This window comes from Rarobacter incanus, assembly GCF_006715765.1.
GTDB lineage: Bacteria > Actinomycetota > Actinomycetes > Actinomycetales > Cellulomonadaceae > Rarobacter > Rarobacter incanus.
Genome location: NZ_VFNV01000001.1, coordinates 1,782,650 through 1,809,586, shown reverse-complemented (window position 1 = coordinate 1,809,586; position 26,937 = coordinate 1,782,650). Strand labels below are relative to the sequence as shown.

Below are 26,937 nucleotides of genomic sequence, written 5' to 3'. Positions count from 1 at the left end.
CTTCCGCGGCGCGGCGGAACAAATCGGGCAAGTTCGCCGCCGACGAACTATTGTTCAGACCATGCTTGAGCTCGCGACATCCGTCACCACCACCACCCTGGTGATCGTCGGCGACCTCGACTTCTCCGTCAAGGACCGCTTCCCCGAGGTGGCCGCGCGGATAGCAGGCCTGCGCCGCTCCCTGCTCGTGATCGACATGTGCCGCACTTCGTTCGTGGACTCGACCGGAGCCGCCTTCCTCATCTCGTTGGCGGATGCGGCGGGCCGCCGCGGCGGCGAGGCGATACTGCGCGGCTGCGCCGACCGCCACCTGTTCGTCCTGGAAACCTGCGGGGCACTGGACCTGTTCCGGGTCGACGCCGATTACGCGTGCCCGGTGGACAGCGGCGAATTGCGGCTGGGCCTGACGCCGGTGGATCCCACGGGCACCTGACTACCCCCGGTCGGATTGGGATCAGGCCGGGTGGGCGATCACGGCCCACACCACCTTGCCGCTGCCGCTGGGTTCCCATCCCCAGGTCGCCAACCTGTCCACGATCCGCATTCCGAACCCGCCCGCGCGGTTGGCGTGCCCCGTCGTCAGCACCGGCGGCGCCGGATTCGAGTCCTCGACCTCGACGCGCAGCCCGTCAGAATCCATCGAAACTCGCAGGCCAAGGCGGCCCCATCCATGCAAGACGGCATTGGCGGCAAGTTCGGAGGCGACGAGTTCGGCATCCGCCACGCCCGCGAACTCCCATTGCGTAGCGGCCGCCACGACGGCGTGCCGAACCCGCGCTATCGACGCCGACTCGCTCGGCAGCGTCCACCGGCGCGCCTGCCGCTGGGGGGCGGCGGCCGGACCGGTGGCTGCATCAGGCACCCGCACGATCACCAGCGCGGTGTCGTCTTCTTGTTCCCCGCGCAATTGGGTCAGCAATTCCTCACCGATGCCGGCCGCGTCGAGGCCGCGCGTGCGCGCCAGGCACTGTTGCAGGTGTTCAAGCGCGTCGCGCAACGACTCCGCCCGCCGCTCGATAAGCCCGTCGGTGTACAACACGATTGCGTCCCCGGGCAAAAGCTTGGTGCGACTGGACTTGCGCGCACCCCGGCCGTAGCCAACCAGCAGACCGCCTTCGCCGCGCAACACCTCCACTCCATCCGCGCGGGACACGAGCGGCGGCAGGTGGCCCGCTCGCGCAAATTCAAATTTCCAGCCGGTGCGCATCTTGGCAAGGGACCCGTAGACAACCGAGGACGGACGAGGCAACCGCATCTCCGCGGCGATGCGATCGGCACGGGCCAGCACCACCGCCGGATCCATGAGCTCGAAGGCGTAGGCGCGGATGATAGATCGCAGCTGCCCCATGGTTGCGGCCGCTTCGATGTCGTGCCCGACCACGTCACCGATGACGATTCCCGCCGTGGAATCGTCCAATTGCAGGACGTCGAACCAGTCGCCGCCAACCTGCGCGTGCCCCGATGCCGGGGCGTAATAGCTCCACACGTCCAAGCCCGGGACGTCGATCTGCTCCGGCAACATGGAGCGCTGCAGCGCCTCCGCGACCTGGTGCTCGCGGCGGTGCAACTGCGCGTTTTCTACCGCCATCCCGACTCGGCGCGCGGTGAGGTCAAGCACCGACGCGCCGTCCTCGAACGTTGTGCCCCAGGCGGCCGCGCGCTTGACGCGCGCCGACGTCCCGACGATGGTCGTCTCCTCGCTCAACCCCGGCATGACCGCCACCAGGACGCCGAGCGCCTGCGCGCGCCCCGGCAGCGCGTAGACGACGGCGTTGCCATACTCCCTGCCAGGCGCGTTGGGCAGGCGCTTGCCGACATCCTGCGCAAGCTCTCTCGAGACCGTGCCCGGCATATAGGCCGCCTGCAATATGAAGTCCGCGTTGTGTCCCACCTTTCCGAGCAGCAGCGCGCGGACCGGGTCCTGCACCTCGGTGATCTCGGGGCCCTCTATGACGCGGGTGCCCATACCCGGAAGGTGGGGGTCGCCCAGCGCGTCGAGCCCCGATTCGGCCCGGATGGCGACGGCCCGGGTTCCCTCGGACGACGCGGTTGCAAGCGATTCGACGTATTCGAGCGCGTCGCCGACGCGCAAGTAGAACCCGAACCAGCCGCCCATGGCCTCTTGCAGGACCCCGCAAATGTCGGTGAGCACGCCGAGGCGATCGACGTCGATCAGGTACTCGGATATGCGCGCAAGAACCGCCAGAGCGCGGCGCGACTGGTGATCCGCGATGACCCTCGCATCGGCGTCCGCCCCCAGCGTTGCGGGGGCGAGGCCCGCATAGGCCGGTGTGGCGGGTGCGGGTGCGGCCACACCCGCACCCGCCACACCCTGCCCGGAAAGCTGCATCATCCACAGTTCACCACCGCGCGCCGTCGCGCCCGCAAGCGGTTGCACGGTGCAGGTGTAGGCGAACTCGTCCGCTGAATCGCGATGCTCCAGGATGCCGCGCACCTCGGTGTCGACTGGCCTGCGCGAGCTTAGCCCCGCCTCGATTTCCCACGTCCCGGACAGGAACGAGATGCCCGGGGCCAGCGCGCCAAGCGACTCACCTACGACGGGCCGCGAATCGTGTCCCCAATCTTCGAGGGCGGCACGGTTCGCCCAGACCACGATCATCGATCCGAACGCGGGCGGCATCGTCGCGTTCGCCGGCGGCGCAATCGCCTGCGCCGCGAGAAGATCGCGCCGCAATTCCAGGACCGCAATCGGGGTGGCAAGCTCCGCGATCCCCGCAACGAGTACCCGGTCGATGCCCGCGGGTGGTCCGTCGGGCGAATAAGCCGGATGAATTTCGGGTTCGTGCGGGCTCGAACCAGACATTTCGTCCACAGGGAATTATCCTATCGATTGACGGTCCGGGCCCAGCGGGCAGCGCCGATGGTGTCCCTAGGTGATGCGGTGTGACTGCATGTTCTCATGCGGCGTCGATCTGCACCACCCCTCGTTCTGGCTGCCGTCACCTTCCGTCGCACCCCTTCCGGGGAGCGAACGGGTGCCCTATCGTCGTAGATTGTTCGATGTGGAAGTTCCTGGAGGTAGCAATATGCACGGCGTGGATTCCGGCGCGGCCGCGGGGGCCGGGTCGCTCCATATCCTGGTTCAACGCGATGAGTTGCGGATAGTGCTGTCCGGCGAGATAGACGCGAGCCTCACAGGGGAATTCAATGCAGCGATGAACGAGGCCACCTCGTCCGCGCTCCCCGTCACTTTCGACCTGCGGCACGTCACCTTCATGGACTCGTTCGGCGTGGCCTTCGTTTCCAAGATCGCGTTAGCGGCTCCGGCGCGGCCGCGCCTGCTGCACGTGCCGCCCACGGTCAAGTTCCTGTTAGAGGTGACGTCCACCGCGGACCTGGTGGAAATCGTCGAATAGGGGGCTCCGCGACCGCGCCGCCCGACTCACCGAAATAGAGCGTTTGCGCAAGCGTGGGGGCCGCCAGCTTTGGCTGACGGCCCCCACGCTTGTCATCGACGCGGAACGCTAGGCGCTACCGCGGCGGGTAAATCAGAGCTTGCGGCCCGCGGAGCCGAGCTGCTGCGCGGCCTCCACCAGGCGCTTGGCAAGGCCGTCTTCGGCCTTCTTGCCCCATGCGCGCGGGTCGTAGGCCTTCTTGTTACCGACCTCGCCGTCGACCTTCAGGACACCGTCGTAGTTCTTGAAGAAGTGGTCGGCGACCGGACGCGAGTACGCGTACTGCGTGTCGGTGTCGATGTTCATCTTGATAACACCGTTGGCAACCGCCTCCGCGATTTCCTCGGGCGTCGAGCCTGAACCGCCGTGGAAGACGAGGTCGAACGGGTTCGCCTTGCCTGCGACCTTGGCGACGCCGTCCTGGATCTCCTTGAGGAGCTCCGGGCGCAGCTTGACCGCACCCGGCTTGTAGACGCCGTGCACGTTGCCGAAGGTGAGGGCGGTCAGGTAACGGCCCTTTTCGCCGGCCCCGAGCGCCTCGATGGTCTTGATGCCGTCTTCGACTGTGGTGTAGAGCTTGTCATTGATTTCGGCGGTGTGGCCGTCCTCTTCGCCACCCACAACACCGATTTCGATTTCGAGGATCGTGCGGGCCTGCACCGAGAGCTCAAGCAGTTCCTGCGCGATTTCCAGGTTGCGGTCGATCGGCACGGTCGAGCCATCGAACATGTGAGATTGGAAGGTCGGGTTCTTACCGGCCTTGACCTCTTCGATTTCGAGCTGGAGCAGCGGGCGAACCCACGAGTCCAAGTTTGCCTCGACGCAGTGATCGGTGTGCAGCGCAACGGTCACGGGGTAGTTCTTGGCAACCTCGGCAGCGTAGGCCGCGAGCGCGCGGCTACCAGCAATGCGGTCCTTGATGGTCGGGCCGGAGGCGTATTCCGCGCCACCAACCGAAACCTGGATGATGCCGTCCGACTCCGCTTCCGCGAAGCCCTGCAGGGCTGCGTTCAGCGTCTGGGACGAAGTGACGTTCACGGCCGGGTACGCGAACTTGCCCTCGCGTGCGCGATCGATCAGTTCGTTGTAAACCTCGGGGGTTGCAATTGCCATCTGTGGCGCTCCTGTAGAGATGTCGTGATCAATGGATCACCACCAGTATCCCAGAAAACCCGCGATTGCGGGTGGGCCGTAGTACCCGAACGCGCATCGCGAATTTCGTCCCGAATGGGTGCGTTTACCACGTTCGCATATAAAGTTGCCTTTGAGGCGGGATGTCCGCTTCGTCACATTTGCTCTAACCAAAGAAGGCAAGCATGCAATCCAATCCCCGCCGGTCTCGGCGCTGCGGCCCCGCTTTGGGCCTGGCAGTCGCAGTGGCGCTAGCCGGAGCGCAACCCACCCAAGCGTTCGCCGCCCCCACACCACTCGTCGTGACGGTCGCGTCCGTTTCCGGCGCGCCGCTTCCCGGCGAGGTGCTGACGTACACGCCGGTGGCGTGCAACGCGAAGGTTTCCGCAGGCTCCTCCGTCTCGGCCACGAGCGACGCAGCGGGCCAGTTCACAATTCCGGCACTGCCGACGCAGTGCTATCAGATCGGGCTAAGCACCGCGGCGGGCGTATTTGTCGCCGACGGCGTCATCACCCAATCCGTGACAACGTCCGCGGGGGCCTCCGCCATCACCGTGAGCGTGCCCAGCACGGTGCTTGTCCCGGTGACCGTAAGCCCCGCCCAGGCGGATGTGACGCTTGCGGCGGTTCAGTACGCATCGAATATGGGCCTGCAGATGCCATTCGTCTCGGCAGGCGGTGCGGCACCAACCGCCGCCGATGGCACCACGTACGTGCCCGTGGTCAGCGGCGCCTCGTTCCAGATATTGGTGCGGGCGCACGGTGACTACTTCACTCAGTATTCGGACGGCGCGACGTTCACCGCGCCACCGGGCTCCGCTTCCGGCACATTCGCGCCGGTGGATGAGGCCTCCCCCGCACCCATCACGATCGACTCAACCGCGTGGCGCACCAGCCGCCCGGTGCACGTGAGCGCAGCCGGGTTCGACGCGTCACCCGACGTCGAGTCGACGTCACCGTCGTCGTTCTACAGCACTTCGACCCCGGTTGCGACGGACGCCGAAAACTCGGTTACGCTGCGCGGATTGACCCCGGGACCCACGCTCATCTCGGCGAACGGTACCGTTGGCGGCGCGGCGGCCGCAGGCTCATCCCTGGTCACGGTGACCGAATCGGCCAGCGGGGCCGAATCGCCGCTCGAGGTCGCGATCGAACCCGTGCTGAATGCGGATTCCATCTCCACCCTGTCCCCGATCGTGAACGTCACGGGCAACGCTGTGTACGGCGAATCGCTGACGGCACACGTCACGCTGCCGACGGCGATCGCGGCGCTCGACCAGGACCAGGTTTCCGTCAGCTACGTGTGGGCGGCGATCGATTCCATGGCGGATCTGGGGACCACGGCCCGGGTGCTATCGACGTCCGATTCCCTCGAGGTGACCCCTCAGTTCAATGACTACCTGGCGATAGCGGTCATTGCGATCGTGTCGGTGCCCGGCAAGGGGTTGGCCGTGGGAAGGGGCATCGGTTTCCTCTCTGAGACATACCTCAACGTTGCGCTTTCATCGATCAGCGGCTCGTCCACTCCGCTTCCGGAGATCGTTTCCCCCATCGGGAGCCCGCAGGCACCTACCCCATCGGTCGTGCCCGCAATCTCCGGCAACGCGCAGGTGGGGCAGACGCTTACCGTCACCCCCGGCCAGTGGACCAACGAGCCCACCTCGTTCGATTACCAGTGGAACCGCAACGGCGAACCGATTCCGGGGGCGACGGCCGAGACCTACCTGGTGACGCAGGCCGACCTTGCGGCGCAGCTGACGGTCACGGTCACCCCCGTCAAGCAGTATGCAACCGTTACGCCCCTGACGACCGCCCCGACCGCGGCCGTCACAGCAGCCGCGTCCGGGGGAACCGACACGGGCGGCACCAACGCAGGCGGTACGCCCACCGCCCCGGTGAAGAAGGCGGCAGCAAGCATCAGCGTGAAACTTGCAAAGAAGAAGGTGCGCAAGGGCAAGCGCGCGACGATAACGGTGACCGTGCGCGCCGGCGGGGCTGCCGGCACGGGGAAGGTCACGGTCAAGGTGGGCAGCAAGAAGTTCACCAAGAAGCTGTCCCGGGCGGGGAAGGCAACCGTGAAGTCGCAGAAGCTCACCAAGCGCGGCAAGGTCAAGATCACCGTGTCCTACGGCGGTAACGCGACGGCTCTGTCCGCCAAGAAGGGCACGACCATCCGGGTCAGGTAGGAAAGCAGATACCCATCGGTGCCTGCCCGCGGCCATGTAGCGGGCAGGCACCGCGATCAGCTGCCAGTGGCCCTGAACTGCCGCCAGTGGTACATCGCGACCGCCGCGGCCGCCCCGGCGTTGATCGAACGTGTGGAGCCGAACTGCGTTATATGCCGGATAGTCGTGGCGGCGAGGCGGGCCTCGTCGCTCAATCCCTGCGATTCTTCGCCAAAAACCATGAGGGCGGATCGCGGCGGGGCCCAGCCCTCCATCGCCTCCGAGCCGGGGACGTTGTCGATTCCGATCACCTCTAGGTCGAAGTCCCTCGCCCACCCCACCAGCGAGGCGATCGATTCGTGATGGTGCACGTGCAAATAGCGGTCGGTTACCATGGCGCCGCGCTTGTTCCAGCGACGGCGACCGACGATATGCACGTGGCGCACGCCCATGGCGTTCGCGGTGCGCACCACCGAACCGATGTTGAAGTCGTGTCCCCAGTTTTCGATCGCGATTTGCAGTTGCCCCTGCCCCGCCGCGAGCGCGGCCGCGGCGCGCGCGTCCAGTTCGTCGCGGATTGCGTCAACGGTCCACAGCCGGAATTCGTCTACCACGTTCCGGGTGTCGCCGCCCGCGATCAGTTCGGGGTCGAACTTCGCGCGCGCGTCCCCGCGCGCGGCGCCCGTGGGCGTGGGAGCACCCTGGAGGCGGGTTCCGCTTGCCGACTTCGCAGTGAGCGGCGCACCGGGTGACGGACGGTTTTCAAGCATCCGAATATCGTAACCGCGCCCATGATCCGCCCGCGATCGGCCCCCGCCGGCGGAGGCGAAACCCGGCTTGACTTTGTGCGCTTACGGTTGAATACTTGCGATAAGTGACAGCGTTGTCAGCGAATTGGATATATTCGCGCGAAGTGAGGTACATGGGCGTATCTCACCGGTTCAATCCAACAGCAGCAGGAGCAATCTCGTGAACAGAAAACGCATCGAGCCGCGGATCCGCGGCCGCGCAGGCCGCTCCGCCCGCACAATCTCCCTCGGCGTCAGCATCGCCCTGGGCGTTACGATGGCGGGCATTTCCACACCCATCGCGCAGGCTGCCCCCGCTACGGGTGGCACCTTCTCGACTTCCTTCGAGGCCTCCGAGGCGCAGCCCCTGACGGGCACCGCCTACGGCGCATTAACGAACGTGACGGGGAAAAAATTCTCGGCGGGCAGCCTGCTCGGATTGGTTTCCGCGGTCACCGCATCGGGCGAAAACCTGCCAAACGAGGGGGCTGCTAAAGCCGCGGACGGCGTGAGCAGCACGAAATGGCTGGTCAAGACCAACACCGGATGGTTGCAGTACCAGTTGAGCAGCCCCGCGGTAGTGAAGCAATACAAGATGACCACCGCGGACGACTCCCCGGCGCGAAACCCGAAGAGCTGGAAGGTGCAGGGATCCACCGACGGTAGCTCGTGGGACACCCTGGACACGCGGGCAGATCAGCTTCCCACCTCGACGCCGAAGCTGACGACTTTCACCTACAACATCGACAACAACACCGCGTATTCGTACTACCGGCTCGCCATTGACGCCAACAACGGCGATTCGATGATTCAGCTAGGCGACTGGGAAATCCTGGACGGAACGTCCAATGCGGCATCTCCTTCCCCGATCCAAACCACCGTGAGCACGGGCCCCGTCTCCGCGAAGGTCGCGCGAGTCAACGCTGGTTTCACCGGCAAGGCATCGATGCAATACGTCGGTGCGCACATCGCGGCGGGGGAGGCCAAGGGTGCGGGGGTGCTTTTCGATGACCAGAACATCGCCATCGGCGACTCGTCCCAGTTGTCGTACGCAATTTTCCCCATCCTCGACGAGACCGACCTGACGTATCCGGCGACCTACACGGCGCTCGACCTGGTTCTCGACGACAACACGTTGGTGTCGTCGAAGGGCCTGGTCGACACCAACGGTTTCGACTTCAAGGCCAGCGCCTACGGGGAGCAAAAGGCGCTGTACGGCTCCCAATGGAACAAGGTCACCGTGGACCTCGGTAGCCTGGCCGGCCGCACTATCAAGAAGATCCTCATCTCGTACGACAACCCCAACGGATCCGCCACCACGGCGTTTGCCGGTTGGGTAGATGACATCAAGATCGCGGATGCGACAGCCCGCGACACCTCCGCCGGCCTAGTCAGCTACGTCGACACCCGCCGTGGCACCAATTCCAATGACAAGTTTTCGCGCGGGAACAACCTGCCGATCACCGCGATGCCAAACGGCTTCAACTTCTTCACCCCCATGACGGATGCGAGCTCCAGCAGGTGGGAATACTCGTATCAGAACTCCACCTACGTAGATTCGACCACGGGCGCCAATAAGCTCAACGGCTTCGGCATCTCCCACGAGCCGAGCCCGTGGATGGGCGACCGCAACCAGGTCGTCTTCATGCCCGATACGGCCGGCACGGGCGGCAGCGGCAATCTCTCGTCGCGCGCCAAGACATACTCCCACGACACCGAGATTGCGCGCCCCGACTACTACTCGGTGATGCTCGACGGCGGTAATCTGCGCACCGAAATATCGCCCACGGACCACGGCGCAATCATCCGCTACACCAACAACAAGTCTGGCGACACAACCCTGCGTTCCCTCATCGACATTGTCGGCGGCCAGGGGAGCTTCACGGTCGATGCCGCGGGCGCTGTGACCGGGTGGGTCGATCCGAACGGCGGCTCCGGTGCCACGCGCATGTTCATCGCAGGCAAGTACTCGTCCGCTCCAAGCGCAACGACGGCCGGAACGGACCGCACCGCGAGCAAAATTTCAGTCGTGCAGTTGGACGGCAACAAGCAGGTCGAGCTGCGGATCGCCACCTCGTTCATTTCCCAGGACCAGGCGCAGTTGAACCTGGACCGCGAGGTGACGGGCAAGACGTTCGACCAGATCCGGCAGGCGGCCGGCGCCGCGTGGAACGCACGCCTTGGGGTCATTGACCTGGCGGATTCTAACGCCACGGACGCCCAGAAGGTGACGACCTACTCCAACCTGTACCGCCTCAACCTCTACCCGAACTCCCAATTCGAGGACGTGTCGCAGCTGGGCTCAAACACCCCCGAATACAAGCACGCCTCCCCGGTGCTGGCTACGACCGGATCGGCGACGGCGACAACGACGAACGCGCAGATCAAGGACGGCAAGATCTACGTCAATAACGGGTTCTGGGACACGTACCGCACCGTCTGGCCGCTGTACTCGTTCCTTTACCCCGACATTGCCGAGGAATTGGTAGACGGGTTTGTGCAGCAGTACCGCGAAGGCGGCTGGGTGGCACGCTGGTCCTCCCCCGGCTACGCGGATTCGATGACCGGCACGTCTTCGGACGCGTCCTTCGCCGAGGCGTACACGTCGGGAGCCATTGACACCGCTACCGCGCTCGAGGCATACGACGCCGGGCTCAAGAACGCCACCGTCGTGTCCCCTCAGTCGCAGACCGGCCGCAAGGGTCTCAATACGTCGCAGTTCGTCGGCTACACCTCGACGGCAACCTCGGAATCGGTTTCGTGGGCGCTGGAGGGTTACATCAACGACAATGCGCTCGCAGACATGGCCGCGAAGCTTGCAACCGACACCGCGGTGCCACAAGCACGTCGCGCGCAAATCGCGCAGGAGGCGACCTACCTGCGCCAACGCGCGAAGAACTACGTCAACATGTTCGACTCGACCGCGGGCTTCTTCCAGGGCAAGACAAGCTCGGGGGCCTTCGCAACCGCTTCCGCGTCGTTCGACCCCGAGGTCTGGGGCGGCGTATTCACCGAAACCAACGGCTGGAACTTCGCCTTCCACGCTCCCTTCGACGTGGAGGGGCTGGCCGCCCTGTACGGCGGCCAGCAGGGCCTGATCGACAAGCTCGACGCGTTCTTCACCACCCAGGAGAAGGCCGACAAGCCGGGTGGTTACGGCGGGGTCATCCACGAGATGCTCGAAGCACGCGACGTGCGGATGGGCGAATTCGGGATGAGCAACCAGGTATCCCACCACATCCCGTGGATCTATGCGGCGGCGGGCAAGCCGTCGAAGACGCAGGCCGCGGTACGCGAGGTCATGCAGCGCCTCTTCGTCGGTTCCGAAATCGGACAGGGTTACCCGGGCGATGAGGACAACGGCGAAATGTCATCGTGGCAGATCTTCGCCTCCCTGGGCTTCTATCCGCTTTCGCTCGGCTCGGGCGAATTCACGATCGGCTCCCCGCTCTACGACCACGTCGTCGTGCACAGGGAAAACGGCGACCTGACCATCGATGCAAACGCAAACTCGCGCGATAACGTGTACATCGCCTCGGCCACGCTGGATGGCGAATCCCTTGGAACGGCCTCGCTGTCTCAAGCCGCCCTGAACGCGGCGGGCGATCACACGCTGTCGTTCGAAATGTCGGCGACCCCGACCACGTGGGGCGAGCGCACCTTCACCGCCCAGTCCGCCCAGCCCCTGGTCGATGTGACCGGCCCGGACTACGCGACTGTCCAGGCGAGTGATGGAACCGCAACCGACAAGCTCGTCGACAACTCGTCGACGACGTCAATCGCGCTCAACTCCGCGACCGCTTCCCTCACATTCGCCTCGAAGGCCGTGGCGGCATCGGTGCAGAGCTACACCCTGACCAACGCGTCAAGCGGCGCGGCCCCCAAGGCGTGGAAGCTCCAGGGGTCCAATGACGGAACCACGTGGAAGACCCTTGATTCGCGTTCTGACCAGGAATTCCGCTGGGCCACGCAAACCAGGCCCTTCCAGGTGGAAGACCCCGGGACGTACAGCAGCTACCGCATCGTGATCGAGGCGACCAGCACCGGCGAACCGGCGACGATCGCCGAGGTGGAACTGCTTGCCGGTCAGGTACAAAAGGACGAGCTCACCGTCATTCCGACCACCCTGACCACGCAGGTGGGGTCCGCCGTGACCGCCGGCTACGCGCTGATCGCGGGCGGCAGCAGTGCCGCCAGCGGCGACTACTCGGCCACGGTCGACTTCCTCGACGGGAACGGGCCGCAGTCGGCGACGGTTACCTCTAGCGGGCTGGGATTGACAGTCAGCCTGGCGCACACGTTCTCCGCGACCGGCGTGTACTCGTTGCCGATTTCGGTAACCCAGGGCGGCGAAACCGCCACGGGAACGGCGACGGTGACCGTCAGCCGCGATCAAACGATGCAGGCCCAGTTCAATAACGCCTGCATCACCGTCCTCGGCGTCGCGGCGGACTGCGACGGGAACACCAACGGGTACAAGAAGGAGAGCCTGGCGGCTTCTGGGTTCGTCCAGGGGACCACGGTTCAGGTCCCGGGCAAGGGCGTCTCGTTCGATCTGCCGGACATCGCATCCGGAAAGCCGGACAACCTGGTCAGCACCAGCGCCCCGGTCCGGATCAACGTGGGCGACGATGCGACGAAGGTCTCGTTCATCGGCTTTGCAAATGAGAAGGATCAAACGCGCACGCTGACGTTGACCTACGGTGATGGGCACACGCAGGACATCGTGGTTGGGTTCGACAACTGGGATGACACCGGTTCAAAGATCGCCAACACGTCCAACGTGGTCGTCGGGTCGAGTGAGGGTCGCTACAAGGGAACCTCGACATCGGAGACCAGCCCCACGTTCTACGTGTGGTCAACGGACACCGTCACCCTCGATACCGGCCACGGCTCGCCGCTATGGCTGACCATGTCGGCCAAGCCTGACACGTCGAAGGCGCAGTTGCACCTGTTCGCTGTAGCGAGTGATGGCACGCGGACGGCGCCGGCGGCTTTGACCGCTGAACCGTCGGCGGAGCCGGTATCGGCGGCATACGCGGGTTCTGCGACCACCGTTGATCTGGCGGAGTTTGCGGGCGGCGATACTGCCTCCAACGCCTACTCGGCAACGATCAACTGGGGAGACGATTCGCCTGTCACCGGTGGGCAAGTAGCCGACGGGAAGGTCGCAGGAACCCACGTCTTCGCAAAGGCGGGAACCTACACGGTTACCGTGAGCATCGACGACGGCGTGCACACGGTCGTAACATCGCGTCAAGTCACGGTGAGCGCCAAGGTGGACTCCACGGTCACAGTTGCGGGGCCGGCAACCAACCCGACGACGACCACCACCGCAAGCATCACGGCAACGGTCCCGAACGACGCAACGGGAACCGTCGAATTCTTCGACGGCCCCACCTCGCTCGGCACGGCAACGGTTTCCAACGGCAAGGCGACGCTCGCCGCGGGCCCGCTCGCCGCTGGGACGCACAGCGTCACCGCGAAGTACGCCGGCGATGCCAAGTACAACGGCTCCACGTCCGCACCCGCGGTGGTGACCGTCGACAAGGCGGACGCCACCGTCGTCGTCAATTCCACGCCGGGGTCGCCCCTGGTTGGAAGCACTTTCACGCTGCAGGCAACCGTGAGCACCGGGGCCACGGGAACCGTCGAATTCTTCGACGGCTCCACCTCCCTCGGCACGGCCACCGTCAGCGGTGGCGTCGCCTCGATATCGGTGACCGCGCCCGCAACCAGCGCGTCCAAGGAGTACAAGGCAACGTATTCCGGCGACGCGACCTACAAGGGAGCAACCACCACGGTATCCATCGCCATCACCTCGGTGGCGGCGACCGTGAGCCTGACAGCGAGTGCGGCAACGGCAACGCCGGTGTCCGGGCCGACGCTGACGGCGACGCTGACGGCAGGCGCAACCGGAACCGTGGAGTTCTTCGCGGGAAGCGACTCCCTGGGGAAGGTCCAGATCAGCAACGATAAGGCGACCTTGCCCCTGAGCGGGCTGCCGGTGGGTTCACACGTCATCAAGGCGGTGTACTCCGGGGACTCCGCGCTCGGCGGCGCCGATTCGAACACCGTGACTATCATCTCGGAGTTGGCGGCCTCGTCCGTGGAAATCACGACGAGCGCAACGGACGCCACCGTTCTTGAGACCGTGACGCTGACGGCGAATTTGACCGGTCCCTCCACGGGCACGGTCGAGTTCTACGATGCAGACACCAAGATCGGGTCGGCTAGTGCCACCAGCGGCGTCGCCTCATTCGAGGCGGGACCCGGCCTATCGGTTGGGGAGCACTCGTTCTCGGCGCGGTTTGTGGAGAACGAGAGCTACCGCGGTGCAACCTCGCCGGCCAAGGTGGTGACCGTAGACAAGGCAGCGTCCGCGACCGAACTGAGCGCAGCGCCGACCACCACCGACACGCTGGGGACCGTTGTCCTCACCGCAACGGTGACGGATGGCGCGACCGGCAGCGTCGAATTCTTCGACGGGGATTCATTGCTGGGTTCGCAGGCAATCGACGAGGACACCGCAACCGCCGCGCTCAACGTGACGGGGCTGGCCGCCGGGAAGCGGATGCTGACCGCGGTCTACGCTGGCGACGCGACCTACAAGGCCAGCACCTCGGATGCGGTAGAGGTGCAGGTAAGCAAGGTAGCAGCGACGCTCTCGCTCGCTTCAGATGTCGAGGGGCGGGCGGCAATCGCCGAAAGCCACCTCACGGCGACGGTGCCCGCCGGTGCCACCGGCGACGTCGAGTTCTTCGACGGAAGCGAAAGCTTGGGCACTGCCAGCATCGTGAACGGGACGGCGAACTTGACGGTCGGCGCACTGACCGCGGGGGACCACTCGTTCACGGCGAAGTTTGCCGGGGATGAACGGTTCGGCGCTGCCGAATCCGACGCGGTCGCCGTCGCGGTAGTGGCCTCCACCACTTCCGTCACGCTCACAAGCTCCGCGAGCGCGATCACGACGGCCGGTTCGCTTGATCTGACCGCAACGCTGGCCGACAACGCTACCGGGACCGTCGAGTTCTTCGATGGAACCAGGTCGCTGGGAACCGCGGCGATCGCTGGGGGCGCGGCGACGATCAAGCAAGCCGGGCTGAGCGCTGGTGCGCACTCGTTCACCGCGAAATACAGCGGCGATCAGTACTACGCCCCTGCCTCATCGCAGCCGGCAGCCGTGGAAGTGACGCAGGCTCCCGATGGCGCGGCGAAGGTAACACTGGGCAAGCCCCAGTTCACCAAGTCGAGCCAACTGTACAAGTCGACCAAGCCCGCGTCGGTATCCGTGACGGTTCGGGGCGCGCAGACGGGTTCGGTCACGTTCAAGGCCGGAAGCAAGATCGTCGGCGTCGCACCGATCGTGGGCGGCAAAGCCACGGTGAAGCTGTCCACGAAGCTGTGGGTCGGGAAGTACAAGGTGGTTGCGAGCATGGACCAAACCGACACGACCGCCGCCGCAGTTTCGACCGCGTCTTCCACGTTCACCGTCAAGAAATCTTCGATCAAGAAGATCAAGGTGCAGGGCAAGCGTTACACCCCGGGCCGCTCATTCCGCGTGACCGTCAAGGCGTCCAAGAAGCTCAATAGCGGGCGCATTGCAGGCGGAAAGGTCAAGGTGTACGTGGGCAAGAAGGTCGTCAAGACGATCAAGACTCCGGCCCTGCGCAAGCGGAACGGTAAGTACACCGTGACCGTGCCAGCGCGGTTCGCCAAGGGTTCGTCTCTCAAGGTCCGTGCCAAGTTCGTCCCGAAGTACAAGGGTGCGAGCAAGGCAAAGACCTCCAAGACGATCAAGCTGAAGGCAACGCGGTAACCCCGCATCCCTGAGGCTTTTTCCGGGGGCGCTGGGCGGGAATGGTGGTTTCCCGCCCAGCGCCCCACTCATGCGCGCGCGACGTTCACCGGTTCGCCACCTAGAATTGTTCCGTGCGCTCTACGCTGATCGCAGCAAACCGTTTCGCCGCAAGAAGGACTTATGACACATTCGATCGAATCCTGGCTGACCGACATGGACGGTGTCCTGGTCCACGAAAACAAGGCGCTGCCCGGCGCCGCCGATTTCATCGGCCGGTTACGGGAAAAGGAACGCCCCTTCCTCGTCCTCACCAACAATTCGATCTTCACCCCACGCGACCTGGCGGCGCGCCTGTCGGCCTCCGGCATTGAGGTCCCCGAGGCCTCGATTTGGACGTCGGCGCTGGCCACCGCCAAGTTCCTTGCGACCCAGGCGCCCGGGGGAAGCGCCTATGTCATCGGGGAGGCGGGACTCACCACCGCCCTGTACGAGGCCGGCTACATCATGACCGAAACGAAGCCGGACTTCGTGGTGCTGGGCGAGACGCGCACCTATTCCTTCGAGGCCATTGCAAAGGCCGTGCAGGCGATCCTGGGAGGTGCGCGCTTCATCGCCACCAACCCCGACACGACCGGTCCCAGCCCGCAGGGGCCGCTGCCCGCGACGGGCGCGGTCGCCGCGATGATCACGGCGGCGACCGGGCGAAAGCCCTATTTTGTCGGCAAGCCAAACCCCATGATGTTCCGCTCCGCACTCAACCGAATCGACGCCCACTCCGAGGTCACAGCCATGGTCGGCGACCGCATGGACACCGACGTCGTCGCCGGAATCGAGGCGGGCCTGCGGACTTTCTTGGTGCTCAGCGGTTCGACCAAGGAATCGGACATCGAAAAATACCCATTCCGGCCGAGCCAGGTCTATCCCTCAATCGAATCGCTCATCGAGCTGATCTGAGCCGGGCGCCGGGCTACGGCGAGACCCTCGGCAGCCAACCCAGATTGCGCGGGTTCGTCACGCCGATGACGAGGGCTGCCGCGGCCACGCAGGCAGGCACCACGATATCGGTCGCCTGATCGACGGGCGCGAGGAGCAACGCGTACGGCGACAGCGCGCTGTCGCTTGGGCCCCACACGATCGCGGCGAGGTAAAACACGACGCCGGGAAGCCACGCATACGTAGCACCCCACAGAGATCCCACGGCAAGCGCCAGACCGGCAACCCACAGAACGTTGCGGATCAAGGTCGCGGCAGTCGCCACATTCGAGACGGATGCGATCACGACGACGACAAGAATGGCGAGCAGGGTCGCCATAGCCAGTGAGACCGCCCGGCTCGCAATAAGCCGACGATTGCGAGCGATGACCGCCACCGGCCACGCATCGTTCAGGATGCCGAACGCGAACCCCACGAGCACCGGCACGAACGTAACGACGGGCACGGCGGGTTGGAGCACGATCGGGCCGAGCCGGTCAATCGTGCCGTCGGGCGCTGCTATCCCGACCGCCGCGGCCGCGATGAAGAGGGGCAGCGTTCGCCGGAATCCCGTCGCCGCGAGGATGGTTCGGAACGTCATTGCCCAGCCGGCTCAACCGTGAAGTAGGGGTAGTTGCAAGTGCGGAACGCCTCGACCAGGTCGGCGACCTCCTCGGGGCTGAGGAGTTTTATACCCACAAGCCCTGCCATCTCCGCCGCGGACGGATCGACCAGGTGGAGCCAGGTTCCGATCAACGAGTTGAGGTCATCCGCGTAACGCTGTGACGGCGCAATATCGGTTTGCAGTTGCGCGCAATGGCCCGGTTCCAGAATACCCAGCGCAATCTCCCACAACGTTGGGGTTTCGCCAGCCAGCCCTGCTGACGACACGATGAACTCCCCGACGCTCGGGTCCTGCGTGCGCGGGTGGTATGTCTGACTCGCTTCAACGACCTGCGTGGGCAAGAACGCGGGATACCCCTTGTCCATTGCCGCTGTCGCCAGCACCCAGAATTGTTCGGTATAGGCGCTCGCCACCCGGCGATGCTCCGGGTAGAAGCAGGTGGGTATGGTGGCAGCCGCCCCGCAGGTGGTCGGGCGCTCGTCAGACGGGCTCAGGCGTTGGGCCGGGGCCACAAGAACAATCACCATCACGGCCACCAGGATGCCCGCAATGCCGCCGGCGTCCGCGAGCCGAAGCGCGCGCCGGGGGCCACGGTTCGTGAGCCTTGTCATGGACAAAGCGACCGTCAACAAGGCGAGCATGGCTGTTTGCGCTAGGAGGGCGGTCGTGTTGTAGATATAGCCGATGCGGGGCACGGTCGCGCCACCGTAGTCGAATGGCGACAGGTAGGTATCCGAATAGCCGAACGCAAACATGACCACCGCACCGGCAAGAACGGCAAGGATCCCACCGAAGACGCTCCCGCCCAGGCGACCGGCCAGGGATCCCAGACCGACCATCACGATAAGGACAAGTGATTGGTTCAGTGCGACGAGCAGGGCACTGGCCGGCACAGAACTTGGCTGGGACACGATAAGAGCGATGACCAGCGTCAGCACCTGTACCGCCGTGACGGCAATCCCGTATGCCCACACCAGCGCGATGTGCGGAGTTCGGCTGATCCGGTTATCTTCCAGGTAGGACACTTTGCCCAGGAGTCGCGCCGCATCGACCGCGGCAAACCCCGCGACCAAGGGCGCGATGACAGTGAGCGCCACACCCAGCCAGTCGAGTGTCCAGATGACGTCTCCGCGCCATTGCGCTCCGCGTTGCAGGGCCACGATGAGGGAGACACCCAGTTGAATGGGGATCAACCAGAGGATCAATCCGTAGCGCACAAAGTAGGCCACCAATTGGCGGTAATTCATGAAGATTCTGCTCGCTTCCACAGTTGTTCCGCCGCGTGGCCGCGGCGGGGCGACCACTGGGTGGTGAGCCCTACTTGCGTTGGCCTTGGACGAGTTCCACGAATGCGTGTTCAACGCCTGGCCCTGAGACGGCCTGCGCTCCTGACGTAGCCACCAGCCCGGCGACGGTGCCGTCGAAGAGCACGCGCCCTTCGTCAAGGACCAGGACGCCCGCATTGAAGTCAGCAATGTCCTCGGACAGGTGCGTGGACACCAGGACGGCGGAGTCTGCGCCAATCTCGTGGATCAGGGCGCGCACTTCGGCGCGATTGATCGGGTCCAAGCCGACCGTCGGTTCGTCCAGGATCACCACGTCGCTATTGGTCAGCAGCGCCTGCGCGATGCCCACGCGGCGCACCATACCGCCCGATAGGTGCGCGATGCGTTCGTGTGCCTTGTCGGCGAGGTTGACCCGTTCCAGTGCTTCCGCTACGCGGTTCGCAGATATCGCCGACTTTCGGCTAGATCGCGCCCACGCGATGAAGCGCAGGTAGTCGGTGACGCGAACGTGCCCGGGTGCCGCAAAGTCCTGCGGCAAAAAACCTACGGTGGCCTTCGTGTCCCCACCCACGCTGATGGAACCGCCGCTGGGTTTACGCGACCCGACGATGGTTTGCATCAGGGTCGTCTTGCCGGCACCGTTAGCGCCCAGGAGTGAGGTCACCCCTCGCGACAACGTGTGGGTGATCGGCCCAAACTCGAAGCCTCCGAGCCGGACTCTCACATCGCAAAGCGCGCAAATGGCCTTATCCACACGTCCCCCTAGAACGAGTCCGACGCCGGCATCGCAGGCGCCGCCACCAGGAGCGTGGTCCCGAGAGCGTGACGCCAATGCCAAGGCTTCTCCGAATCTTTGGACGCTGTAGTCTCTTACATTGCCCTAAGATCGGACACAGCATACCAAGGCCAGCGAGGGTGGCCGATTCGACCATGCCTGTCGCAATAACACGCTCCCGCCAACGTCCCGTGCTGGCTCACGGCGATTCTTGCCGCATCCATCTCACGCCAATGAACATGGCGTCCACGTCGGTTCCCGCCGCGGGTCAAAGACCCAGGTCGTCCAGCCCGTATAGGTACAGGTATTCCAGCCCTTCGGCCTCAATCTTCTCGCGCGCACCGGTGTCGCGATCGACGATCACGGCCACGGCGACCACGTTCGCGCCCGCCTCCCGCAGGGCTTCGACGGCGGTGAGGACCGATCCTCCGGTCGTGGATGTGTCCTCGACCGCGATGACGCGCTTGCCCGCAACGTCGGGGCCCTCGATCCGCTTTTGCAGGCCGTGCGCCTTGCCCTCCTTGCGGACCACGAAGGCGTCCAGATCCTGGCCGCGGGACGCGGCGGCGTGCAGCAGGGCTAGAGCTACAGGGTCTGCCCCCATCGTCAGGCCGCCCACCGCATCCACGTCGTCCGTGGAATACCCCGACTCCTCTAGGTGGTCCAACAGGACGTGCCCCACCAGGGGGGCGGCGAGGTGGTGGAGGGTGACTCGTCGCAAATCGACGTAGTAGTCGGCTTCCTTACCCGAAGCCAGCGTGACCTTGCCGTGGACGACTGCTAGTTCGCGGATCAGGTCGCGCAGTTGCTCGCGCGGGGTGGGCGAAAAAGTCTCGTTGCTCATTGCTCTAGCGTATCGGGTCGCCGCCCCGCCCTGCGTTCGCGCTCCCGCCGCCTTTGTCAGTCGCCGCGCGCGCCGGTGTGCCCGAACGCGCGCACCAACCAACGCGGAGCAAGCCGCAGCAGGCCGGACGCCGCGCCGTAGCGCAGCGACGGGGTCACCAGCGTCTGGCCGCGGCGGGCGGCGTCAAGCGCGCTGGCGACGACCGTGTCGGCGCGCAGCCAAGCGATGCCCGGGAAATCATCGTCTATGCCGGCCCGCTCATGGAATTCCGTGCGGGTCAGCCCCGGCAAGAGGGCGGTCGCAGACACCCCGGTGTCCCGCAGTTCGACGGCCAGACCCTCGGTGAATACCCGCACCCAGGCCTTATGCGCCGAATACGTCGAAGCCGCCATGTAGGAGGCGACCGACGACACGTTCAAGATCGACCCGCGCCCGCGCGAAATCATTTGGGTGGCAGCGGCGTGAGACAGCTCCAGGACCGCCGTGACCATGACGTTGAGCGCGTCGACTTCGTCATCGACGGGATCGGCGACGAATGAATGATGCAGGGCGTAGCCTGCGTTGTTGACCAGCAGGCCGATGGGTGCCGGTTCGCCCGGCGCGGGACGCACCGGCACCTCGCCGTCGCGCAACGCCCCCACTTGCAGCCGTTCGACCACTGCGGCGCGGCCCCCCGCCTTGGAAAGGTCCGCGGGCAGCACCTCGACGCCCACGCCAGCTACCTGGCGCAAGTGTTCCGCCAGCACGTCCAGGCGCTCCTGGTTGCGTGCCACCAGCACCAAGTCGTGTTTGGCCGTTGCCAATTGCCACGCAAATTCCGCGCCCAGGCCCGAACTTGCTCCCGTGATAAGTGCCGTACCCATGCCCTAAGCCTACGGTGACGTTCTGTGTGTGCGCCGCAAACGCACCGGTTGGCGCCCGGCGGCCGCTCGCCGGGCGGCGGCCGCAAGTCCCCACCCGCGTGGCCCCCGGCCCAGCCCGTGGGACGCGGCTTCGCTAGGGTGGTCCGCATGGAGGCACTCACAACGGCCTTTGTCGCAACGCTCGCGGCATTGGTACCGATAACGAATCCAATCGGCGCTGTCGCCGCCCACGCCGGCCTGAGCGCGTCGATGCCCACCGCGGACGTCCACCGTCAGGCGTGGCGAACGGGCATGTGGGTCGCCGGGATTCTGATGGTTTTCGGTGCGGCGGGGTCGCTCGTCCTATCTGCCTTTGGCATTTCCCCGGGGGCCCTGCAGATCGCCGGCGGGATTGTCGTGATGCACTCCGGGTTCCAATTGATGACGCCGAGGGACCGCGCCACCCCCGCCGAGCGCGAACACGCCCGCACCAAGGCCGACATCTCCTTCTCGCCGATGGCACTGCCGCTGATCGCGGGTCCGGGCGCTATCGGCGTCGTGATTGCCATCTCCGCGCGACACCCCGGGCCCAGGCCCGCATCGGCGTCATCGCAGCCAGCGCCCTGATGGGGCTCATCATCGCCCTCAGCCTGCGGTTCGCCACCGCGTGGATTCGCCGACTCGGGCCGACGGGGGTGGGCGCGCTAGTTCGCGTGATGGGGTTCTTGATCCTCGCGATCGGCGTGGAGCTGGCGGTGCACGGGATCAGCGCTCAATTTGGCTGACGAGTGCCCCCACCCCGCCGGCCCGCCCGCCCGTCGGCGGCTGCCCGCCGGCGCCGGGTTGGCAATGTGGACGCGCCGGGAGCGCGACGGCGGCGAGAGGCCGCGCCGCAGCTCGGATCATGCCGTCAGCGCGAGGCCGCGTCGTAGTCCGTCTCTTTGGTTTCCGGCGTCACGATCAGCGCGATGAGGGTCAGCACGCTGGCCCCCGCCAGGTAGATGCCCACCAGCCAGGTCGAGCCGTTCGCCGCGGTCCACAGCGCCACCGCAATGATAGGTGCGAGGGCGGCTCCCAGGATCGACGACACGTTGTAGGCAATGGCCGATCCGGTGTACCGGACGTTGGTCGGGAACAGCTCCGGCAGGTAAGCCCCCATCGGGCCGAACGTCAGGCCCATGAGCGAAAATCCCACGATCAGGAACGCGATGGTCACTGCGGTTGTTAGGTCGCCGTGCGGCGCGAGGAAGAACCCGAAGGTGAGCCCGAAGACGATGATCGCGGTCGTCACGATGATCAGCACGAACCTGCGTCCGTGTTTGTCGGCGAGCGGGCCCGAAACCGCTGTCAAGATCCCAAAGAACACGACCGCGAGGATCTGCATGAGCACGAAGTCGACGTAACGGATGCCGAGGCCCGGAACCGCGGCGTCGGATGCCGCTGTGCCGTAGGTGAGCGTGAAGCTCGTCATGAGATAGAACAGAACGTATGTCGCGAGCATGATGAACGTTCCCTGGATTAGCGCCTTCCAGTGGAACCGCAATGTTTCGCCCAGGGGGACCTTGCGGATTGCGCCTTGCTTTTCTGCGGTCTTGAAGGCCTCGGACTCAACGAGCTTGAGTCGAACCCACAGGCCGACAATCACCATCACCGCGGAGAACAGGAACGGTATGCGCCACCCCCAGCCCAGGAAGGCCTCGGATTTGAGCAACGTGTCGGTGGGGTGTGGCAGGGCCCAGTTGATGATGAGGAACAGGCCGTTGGCGATGATGAATCCGATCGGCGCTCCGAGCTGCGGAAACGTCCCGTACCAGGCGCGCTTGCCTGCGGGGGCATTCTCCGTCGCGACCAGTGCGGCGCCCGACCATTCGCCGCCCAACGCGAAACCCTGGGTGAGGCGCAAGATGAGCAGCAGCGTGGGAGCCAGCACTCCTATCGAGTGATAGGTGGGCAAGAATCCGATCAGGAACGTCGCGATCCCCATGGTGAGCAGCGAGATCACGAGGGTCGTCTTGCGGCCCTTCTTGTCGCCCAAGTGCCCGAACACGATCGCGCCGATGGGACGAGCAACCATTGCCGCGCCGAACACCGCGAACGAGGCAAGCAGCGCCGTGGTCGGGTTGTTCGAAGGAAAGAACAGCGATGGGAACACCAAGACGGCCGCGGTCGCATACACGTAGAAGTCGTAAAACTCGATCGTCGTGCCGACTAGGCTCGCGGTAATCACCCGCGCTGGCGAGTTGAGAACTTGAGCTGTCGTGGCGGTCGGCGCAGCCGAGGATGCCGTCATTGAAGAACCTCTTACTGGTGCGCGGCGGCCGGCGCGCGGGTGGAACGCAGGCGCTCCGCCGCGGCTGCGCCGCGAAGTTTTTCACATGATTGATGAACTGTCATGTCAACCGTAACGCGATTCCACAATGCAAACATCCTATGTTTACGATGTGAGACGCGTCGGGTTTCCCTGGGGTTCGCTTTCCAGTCACGCGCCCCCCAGAAAACCCCGCACTCGACGAGTACGGGCACCCCCGCGCGCGCCGAGTGCGCCCCTTCCAGTCAAAACCCCTGCACAAACCACCGCACTCGAACCAAAACCCCGCACTCGACGACCCCGGCTACCCCCGCGCGCGCCGAGTGCGCCCCTTCCAGTCAGGGCCGGCCAAGAACGACGACCTTCGCGGGTCGAGCCGCCCGCGCACTCGAACCAAACCACCGCACTCGATGAGTACGGGCACCCCCGCGCGCGCCGAGTGCGCCCCTTCCAGTCAAAACCCCTGCACAAACCACCGCACTCGAACCAAAACCCCGCACTCGACGACCCCGGCTACCCCCGCGCGCGCCGAGTGCGCCCCTTCCAGTCAAAACCCCTGCACAAACCACCGCACTCGAACCAAAACCCCGCACTCGACGTTCCCGGGCCCCCCGCGCGCCAAGGCGAAGCCGGGCGAAGCCGGGCGGTCTCGATATGCACCTTCACCGCACTCGGCCAGCGGGAGGGGCGGCCTCGTTCGATAGGCTGGTTTCCATGCGCATCGCCACCTGGAACATCAACTCCGTCCGCTCCCGCATCGATCGCGCGCTGGCGCTGCTGGAGAGGGAAGACCTGGACGTCCTGGCGTTGCAGGAAACCAAAGTGAAGGACGCCGCGTTCCCGACCGCGCCCTTCCTGGAGGCCGGCTACCAGGTCGCGCACACCGGTCACAGCCAGTGGAACGGAGTCGCGGTAATCTCCCGCGTGGGGATTGCCGACGTGGAAACGCACTTCGCGGGGCAGCCGCCCTTCGGCGACCCCGCGGCTATCGAGGCGCGCGCGCTCGGCGCGACATGCGCAGGGATCCGCGTGTGGAGCCTTTACGTTCCCAACGGCCGCGAGGTCACCGACCCGCACTACGCATACAAACTGGAGTGGCTCAGCCAGTTGCAGGCGGCATCCGCCGGGTGGCTCGCCGCCGACCCGTCGGCCCGGATCGCGCTGATGGGCGACTGGAACGTCGCCCCACTCGACACTGATGTCTGGGACCCCAGCTTCTTCACCGGCAAGACGCACCTGACCGCACCCGAACGCGACGCCTTCGCCGCGATCGAGCGCGGCGGCTACCAGGAAATCACCCGCCGCTTCCTCCCGGCGGAACACACCTACACATACTGGGACTACCAGCGCCTGAGCTTCCCGAAGAACTCGGGTATGCGCATCGATTTCGCCTACGTTTCCCCCGCACTCGCCCAGCAAACCGCGGGCGTCACGATCCTGCGCGACGAGCGAAAGGGAAAGGGCGCCTCCGACCACGTCCCCGTCATTCTCGACATTCAAGACTGAGATTTCACCAACTAGGACATACCTCACTGCGGCGAACCCCACCGGTGGGCGATACTGGGAGCCATGAAACTCCCCTCAGCTTTTTCATGGACCCTGCACGGCGACGGCAAATCGATCGCGCCGGGCGCGGTCGTCTCCCCCACCGAGCGCCTCACCTGGCCGCGCACTATCGGCATCGGCATTCAGCACGTCCTGGCGATGGCCGGCGCCACGCTGCTGGTCCCCGCACTGACGGGCTTCCCACCCAGCACGACGCTTCTGTTTTCGGGAATCGGAACGTTCCTTTTCCTGTTCTTGACGCGCGGACGAGTTCCCAGCTACCTCGGTTCCAGCTTCGCGTTCATTGCGCCCATCACGGCGACCCAGCAGCAGTTCGGGATGGCGGGCGCGCTGGGCGGCGTCATTGCCGCCGGATTCGTCCTGTTCCTGGTCGGCGTTGTCGTCCAAAAGGCCGGTACCCGCTGGATCGAGGTCCTGATGCCTCCCGCCGTCACAGGTGCGATCGTCGCCCTGATCGGCCTCAACCTCGCACCAACCGCCGGCAGTAGCTTCGGCGTCGGCCCCGTCGAGGCCACCGTCACAGTCGTCGTCATAGTCCTGACCGGCGTGCTGTTCCGAGGGATCTTGGGCCGACTGTCAGTCATGCTCGGTGTCGTGGTCGGTTATGTCGTCGGCGCGCTGCGCGGATCGATCAACTACGACCTGCTCGGTGACGGCAAGCGCTTCGGCGACTTTGCCTGGATCGGCCTTCCCACGTTCCACTCGCCGCAGTTCCACGCAGCCACCCTGGGACTGTTCTTGCCGGTCGTCCTGGTGCTGATCGCGGAGAACGTCGGGCACGTCAAGACGGTGGCGCAGATGACGGGGAAGAACTTGGACCCGATGACCGGCCGCGCCCTGATGGCGGACGGCCTTTCCACCATGATCGCCGGAAGCGCGGGCGGTTCCGCCACCACGACCTACGGCGAGAACATCGGCGTGATGGCCTCCACTCGCGTGTATTCGACCGCCGCGTACTGGGTTGCGGGTGCCACCGCTGTCCTCCTCGCTTTCTCGCCGAAGGTGGGAGCCGTCATTCAGGCGATCCCAACAGGCGTACTGGGTGGGGCGGGCGTGGTGCTCTACGGAATGATCGGGATGATGGGCGTGCGGATCTGGGTCGACAACAAGGTCAGCTTCGCGCACTCCCCCAACCTGATGAGCGCAGCGGTGGGCCTGGTCGTGGCGATCGCTGACCTCACCTGGACGGTCGGCAGCTTCAGCCTCGGCGGCATAGCGATGGCGACGATTGCCACCATCGTCATTTACCACGCAATGACCGCCATCGGGCGCGCCCGCCAGACCATCTAAGGCGTCGTCGCCTTCGCGCCGCCCGGTGCCACCGAACACCATGACCTGTTACGGTAGCGTCAGCAATGACGTCAGGCCCGGGCGGCCGAATCGTGGGGGTTTCGTTGAATCAACCAGGTAACCACACGGAGTCGGCATCCACCGGCACCGAACTCATGCGCGCGCAATCGATCATCGCCGACCTGCACGCCGGCATGGCCAGCGTCATAACGGGCCACGATGCCCTCATCCGGACCACGATCGCGGTCCTGCTCGCGCGCGGGCACATCCTTATTGAGGACGTGCCGGGGGTCGGTAAAACTACCCTTGCGAAGGCGCTGGCAGCCCTGATCGATACCCGAACCGGGCGCATCCAGTTCACCCCCGACCTGCTCCCCAGCGACGTCACGGGCGTGACGCTGTTGCACGATGTCGAGGGGCGCTCGTCCTTTCGCCCTGGCCCCGTGTTCGCCAACATCGTTATCGCAGATGAAATCAACCGCGCATCCCCCAAAGCGCAATCGGCGCTGCTGGAATGCATGGCGGAGCGTCAGGTCACCGTCGGCGGGCGAACATACCGGCTACCCGACCCTTTCCTTGTCGTCGCAACACAAAACCCGATCGAGATGGAGGGCACGTACCCGCTCCCCGAAGCCCAGCGGGACCGGTTCATGGCCAAACTCGAAGTCGGGTACCCCAGCGCCCAGGCGGAGTTGCTCATGCTCGATCAGCGCGACGGCGAGGACCCGTTGGACGCGCTGCGTCCCGTCGTGCAGGCGACCGAGATCGCCGCCCTGACCCGGTTCGTCCACACCGTCTACATTTCGCCCGTGATCAAGGAATACCTGGTCGCTATCGTTGCAGGAACGCGCGCGCACCCCGCGGTGCGGGTCGGCGCCTCCCCGCGCGCGACGTTGCAGCTTGCGGCGGCCTGCCGGGCCCTCGCCGTGCTGCATACGCGAAACTTCGTTATCCCCGACGACGTGCAAGAAATGGTCGGCCCGGTGCTTGCGCACAGGCTGGTGCTCGCCCCGCAGGCGCGCGCGGAAGGCGTCGATCCTGCCGAAATAGTGCGGCAAGTCGTCACTTCAATCCCCGTCCCCCGCCCCGCCTGAGACATGGGATCCGCCACCTACAGGGCCCGCCTTC

General features: G+C 65.4%; 19 protein-coding genes. 10 read left to right on the top strand and 9 right to left on the bottom strand.

Annotation, left to right across the window (positions count from 1 at the left end; all coding sequences use genetic code 11):
• Positions 1-61: 61 nt before the first annotated feature.
• Positions 62-433: an STAS domain-containing protein gene (locus tag FB389_RS07465; RefSeq protein WP_142112388.1), complete on the top strand. Its 372-nt coding sequence runs from the start codon at positions 62-64 to the stop codon at positions 431-433.
• A gap of 21 nt (positions 434-454) precedes the next feature.
• On the opposite strand, the gene FB389_RS07460 is transcribed toward FB389_RS07465, so the two are convergent.
• Positions 455-2,824: an ATP-binding SpoIIE family protein phosphatase gene (locus FB389_RS07460; protein ID WP_246043691.1), complete on the bottom strand. Its 2,370-nt coding sequence runs from the start codon at positions 2,822-2,824 to the stop codon at positions 455-457.
• Positions 2,825-3,023: 199 nt separating this feature from the next.
• Between FB389_RS07460 and FB389_RS07455 the strand changes: the two genes are divergently transcribed.
• Positions 3,024-3,377: an STAS domain-containing protein gene (locus FB389_RS07455; protein ID WP_246043580.1), complete on the top strand. Its 354-nt coding sequence runs from the start codon at positions 3,024-3,026 to the stop codon at positions 3,375-3,377.
• Positions 3,378-3,509: 132 nt separating this feature from the next.
• Here the strand turns inward: FB389_RS07455 and fbaA are convergent, their stop codons facing one another.
• Positions 3,510-4,529: a class II fructose-bisphosphate aldolase gene (gene fbaA / locus FB389_RS07450; protein ID WP_142112384.1), complete on the bottom strand. Its 1,020-nt coding sequence runs from the start codon at positions 4,527-4,529 to the stop codon at positions 3,510-3,512.
• A 203-nt stretch (positions 4,530-4,732) separates the two neighbouring features.
• On the opposite strand from fbaA, the gene FB389_RS07445 reads away from it, so the two are divergent.
• Positions 4,733-6,733, top strand: a complete 2,001-nt coding sequence (locus FB389_RS07445; RefSeq protein WP_142112382.1) for a hypothetical protein — start codon at positions 4,733-4,735, stop codon at positions 6,731-6,733.
• Between the two features lie 56 nt (positions 6,734-6,789).
• On the opposite strand, the gene FB389_RS07440 is transcribed toward FB389_RS07445, so the two are convergent.
• A complete protein-coding gene (locus FB389_RS07440; protein WP_142112380.1) occupies positions 6,790-7,482 on the bottom strand; it encodes a TrmH family RNA methyltransferase in 693 nt (230 codons plus the stop codon).
• A 199-nt stretch (positions 7,483-7,681) separates the two neighbouring features.
• Between FB389_RS07440 and FB389_RS07435 the strand changes: the two genes are divergently transcribed.
• Both FB389_RS07435 and FB389_RS07430 read left to right on the top strand, forming a co-directional pair.
• Positions 7,682-15,319, top strand: coding sequence for a GH92 family glycosyl hydrolase (locus FB389_RS07435; RefSeq protein ID WP_142112378.1), 7,638 nt, complete (start codon positions 7,682-7,684; stop codon positions 15,317-15,319).
• A 162-nt stretch (positions 15,320-15,481) separates the two neighbouring features.
• On the top strand, positions 15,482-16,255 hold the full coding sequence (locus FB389_RS07430; protein WP_142112376.1) for an HAD-IIA family hydrolase: 774 nt from the start codon (positions 15,482-15,484) through the stop codon (positions 16,253-16,255).
• A 13-nt stretch (positions 16,256-16,268) separates the two neighbouring features.
• Here the strand turns inward: FB389_RS07430 and FB389_RS07425 are convergent, their stop codons facing one another.
• The 5 genes from FB389_RS07425 to FB389_RS07405 form a co-directional block, all read right to left on the bottom strand.
• Complete coding sequence (locus FB389_RS07425) at positions 16,269-16,874, bottom strand: hypothetical protein (RefSeq protein WP_142112374.1); 606 nt, start codon at positions 16,872-16,874, stop codon at positions 16,269-16,271.
• Positions 16,871-18,166 (bottom strand): hypothetical protein, encoded by a 1,296-nt coding sequence (locus FB389_RS07420; RefSeq protein ID WP_170207927.1) that lies wholly within the window; start codon positions 18,164-18,166, stop codon positions 16,871-16,873. The genes FB389_RS07425 and FB389_RS07420 overlap by 4 nt, the downstream gene beginning before the upstream one ends.
• Positions 18,167-18,215: 49 nt before the next feature.
• Positions 18,216-18,938, bottom strand: a complete 723-nt coding sequence (locus FB389_RS07415) for an ABC transporter ATP-binding protein (RefSeq protein WP_211344977.1) — start codon at positions 18,936-18,938, stop codon at positions 18,216-18,218.
• A 289-nt stretch (positions 18,939-19,227) separates the two neighbouring features.
• On the bottom strand, positions 19,228-19,803 hold the full coding sequence (pyrE, locus tag FB389_RS07410) for an orotate phosphoribosyltransferase (protein WP_142112369.1): 576 nt from the start codon (positions 19,801-19,803) through the stop codon (positions 19,228-19,230).
• A 56-nt stretch (positions 19,804-19,859) separates the two neighbouring features.
• Positions 19,860-20,666, bottom strand: coding sequence for an SDR family NAD(P)-dependent oxidoreductase (locus FB389_RS07405; protein ID WP_142112367.1), 807 nt, complete (start codon positions 20,664-20,666; stop codon positions 19,860-19,862).
• A gap of 147 nt (positions 20,667-20,813) precedes the next feature.
• Here FB389_RS07405 and FB389_RS07400 point away from each other — a divergent pair, with 147 nt between their 5' ends.
• Both FB389_RS07400 and FB389_RS10845 read left to right on the top strand, forming a co-directional pair.
• Positions 20,814-21,272 carry a MarC family protein gene (locus tag FB389_RS07400; RefSeq protein ID WP_281282032.1) on the top strand — a complete coding sequence of 153 codons (459 nt, stop codon included), beginning with the start codon at positions 20,814-20,816 and terminating at the stop codon, positions 21,270-21,272.
• Positions 21,272-21,430, top strand: coding sequence for a MarC family protein (locus FB389_RS10845; protein ID WP_281282031.1), 159 nt, complete (start codon positions 21,272-21,274; stop codon positions 21,428-21,430). The genes FB389_RS07400 and FB389_RS10845 overlap by 1 nt, the downstream gene beginning before the upstream one ends.
• 125 nt (positions 21,431-21,555) lie before the next feature.
• Here FB389_RS10845 and FB389_RS07395 read toward each other — a convergent pair whose 3' ends face one another.
• A complete protein-coding gene (locus tag FB389_RS07395) occupies positions 21,556-22,935 on the bottom strand; it encodes an MFS transporter (RefSeq protein WP_142112365.1) in 1,380 nt (459 codons plus the stop codon).
• 732 nt (positions 22,936-23,667) lie between these two features.
• On the opposite strand from FB389_RS07395, the gene FB389_RS07390 reads away from it, so the two are divergent.
• The 3 genes from FB389_RS07390 (at position 23,668) to FB389_RS07380 (ending at position 26,903) form a co-directional block, all read left to right on the top strand.
• A complete protein-coding gene (locus FB389_RS07390) occupies positions 23,668-24,459 on the top strand; it encodes an exodeoxyribonuclease III (RefSeq protein WP_142112363.1) in 792 nt (263 codons plus the stop codon).
• A gap of 63 nt (positions 24,460-24,522) precedes the next feature.
• Positions 24,523-25,809, top strand: coding sequence for a uracil-xanthine permease family protein (locus FB389_RS07385; protein WP_142112361.1), 1,287 nt, complete (start codon positions 24,523-24,525; stop codon positions 25,807-25,809).
• Between the two features lie 65 nt (positions 25,810-25,874).
• Complete coding sequence (locus FB389_RS07380; protein ID WP_246043579.1) at positions 25,875-26,903, top strand: AAA family ATPase; 1,029 nt, start codon at positions 25,875-25,877, stop codon at positions 26,901-26,903.
• Positions 26,904-26,937 lie beyond the last annotated feature (34 nt).

What these genes read in the sequence shown, in the direction of transcription:
- FB389_RS07380 (WP_246043579.1), top strand. Translation starts at nt 25,875, where the DNA reads ATGACGTCAGGCCCGGGCGGCCGAATCGTGGGGGTTTCGTTGAATCAA.
- FB389_RS07425 (WP_142112374.1), bottom strand. Translation starts at nt 16,874, where the DNA reads ATGACGTTCCGAACCATCCTCGCGGCGACGGGATTCCGGCGAACGCTG.
- FB389_RS07430 (WP_142112376.1), top strand. Translation starts at nt 15,482, where the DNA reads ATGACACATTCGATCGAATCCTGGCTGACCGACATGGACGGTGTCCTG.
- FB389_RS07405 (WP_142112367.1), bottom strand. Translation starts at nt 20,666, where the DNA reads ATGGGTACGGCACTTATCACGGGAGCAAGTTCGGGCCTGGGCGCGGAA.
- FB389_RS07400 (WP_281282032.1), top strand. Translation starts at nt 20,814, where the DNA reads ATGGAGGCACTCACAACGGCCTTTGTCGCAACGCTCGCGGCATTGGTA.
- FB389_RS07460 (WP_246043691.1), bottom strand. Translation starts at nt 2,824, where the DNA reads ATGTCTGGTTCGAGCCCGCACGAACCCGAAATTCATCCGGCTTATTCG.
- FB389_RS07390 (WP_142112363.1), top strand. Translation starts at nt 23,668, where the DNA reads ATGCGCATCGCCACCTGGAACATCAACTCCGTCCGCTCCCGCATCGAT.
- FB389_RS07445 (WP_142112382.1), top strand. Translation starts at nt 4,733, where the DNA reads ATGCAATCCAATCCCCGCCGGTCTCGGCGCTGCGGCCCCGCTTTGGGC.
- pyrE (WP_142112369.1), bottom strand. Translation starts at nt 19,803, where the DNA reads ATGAGCAACGAGACTTTTTCGCCCACCCCGCGCGAGCAACTGCGCGAC.
- FB389_RS10845 (WP_281282031.1), top strand. Translation starts at nt 21,272, where the DNA reads ATGGGGCTCATCATCGCCCTCAGCCTGCGGTTCGCCACCGCGTGGATT.
- FB389_RS07440 (WP_142112380.1), bottom strand. Translation starts at nt 7,482, where the DNA reads ATGCTTGAAAACCGTCCGTCACCCGGTGCGCCGCTCACTGCGAAGTCG.
- FB389_RS07395 (WP_142112365.1), bottom strand. Translation starts at nt 22,935, where the DNA reads ATGACGGCATCCTCGGCTGCGCCGACCGCCACGACAGCTCAAGTTCTC.
- FB389_RS07385 (WP_142112361.1), top strand. Translation starts at nt 24,523, where the DNA reads ATGAAACTCCCCTCAGCTTTTTCATGGACCCTGCACGGCGACGGCAAA.
- FB389_RS07465 (WP_142112388.1), top strand. Translation starts at nt 62, where the DNA reads ATGCTTGAGCTCGCGACATCCGTCACCACCACCACCCTGGTGATCGTC.
- fbaA (WP_142112384.1), bottom strand. Translation starts at nt 4,529, where the DNA reads ATGGCAATTGCAACCCCCGAGGTTTACAACGAACTGATCGATCGCGCA.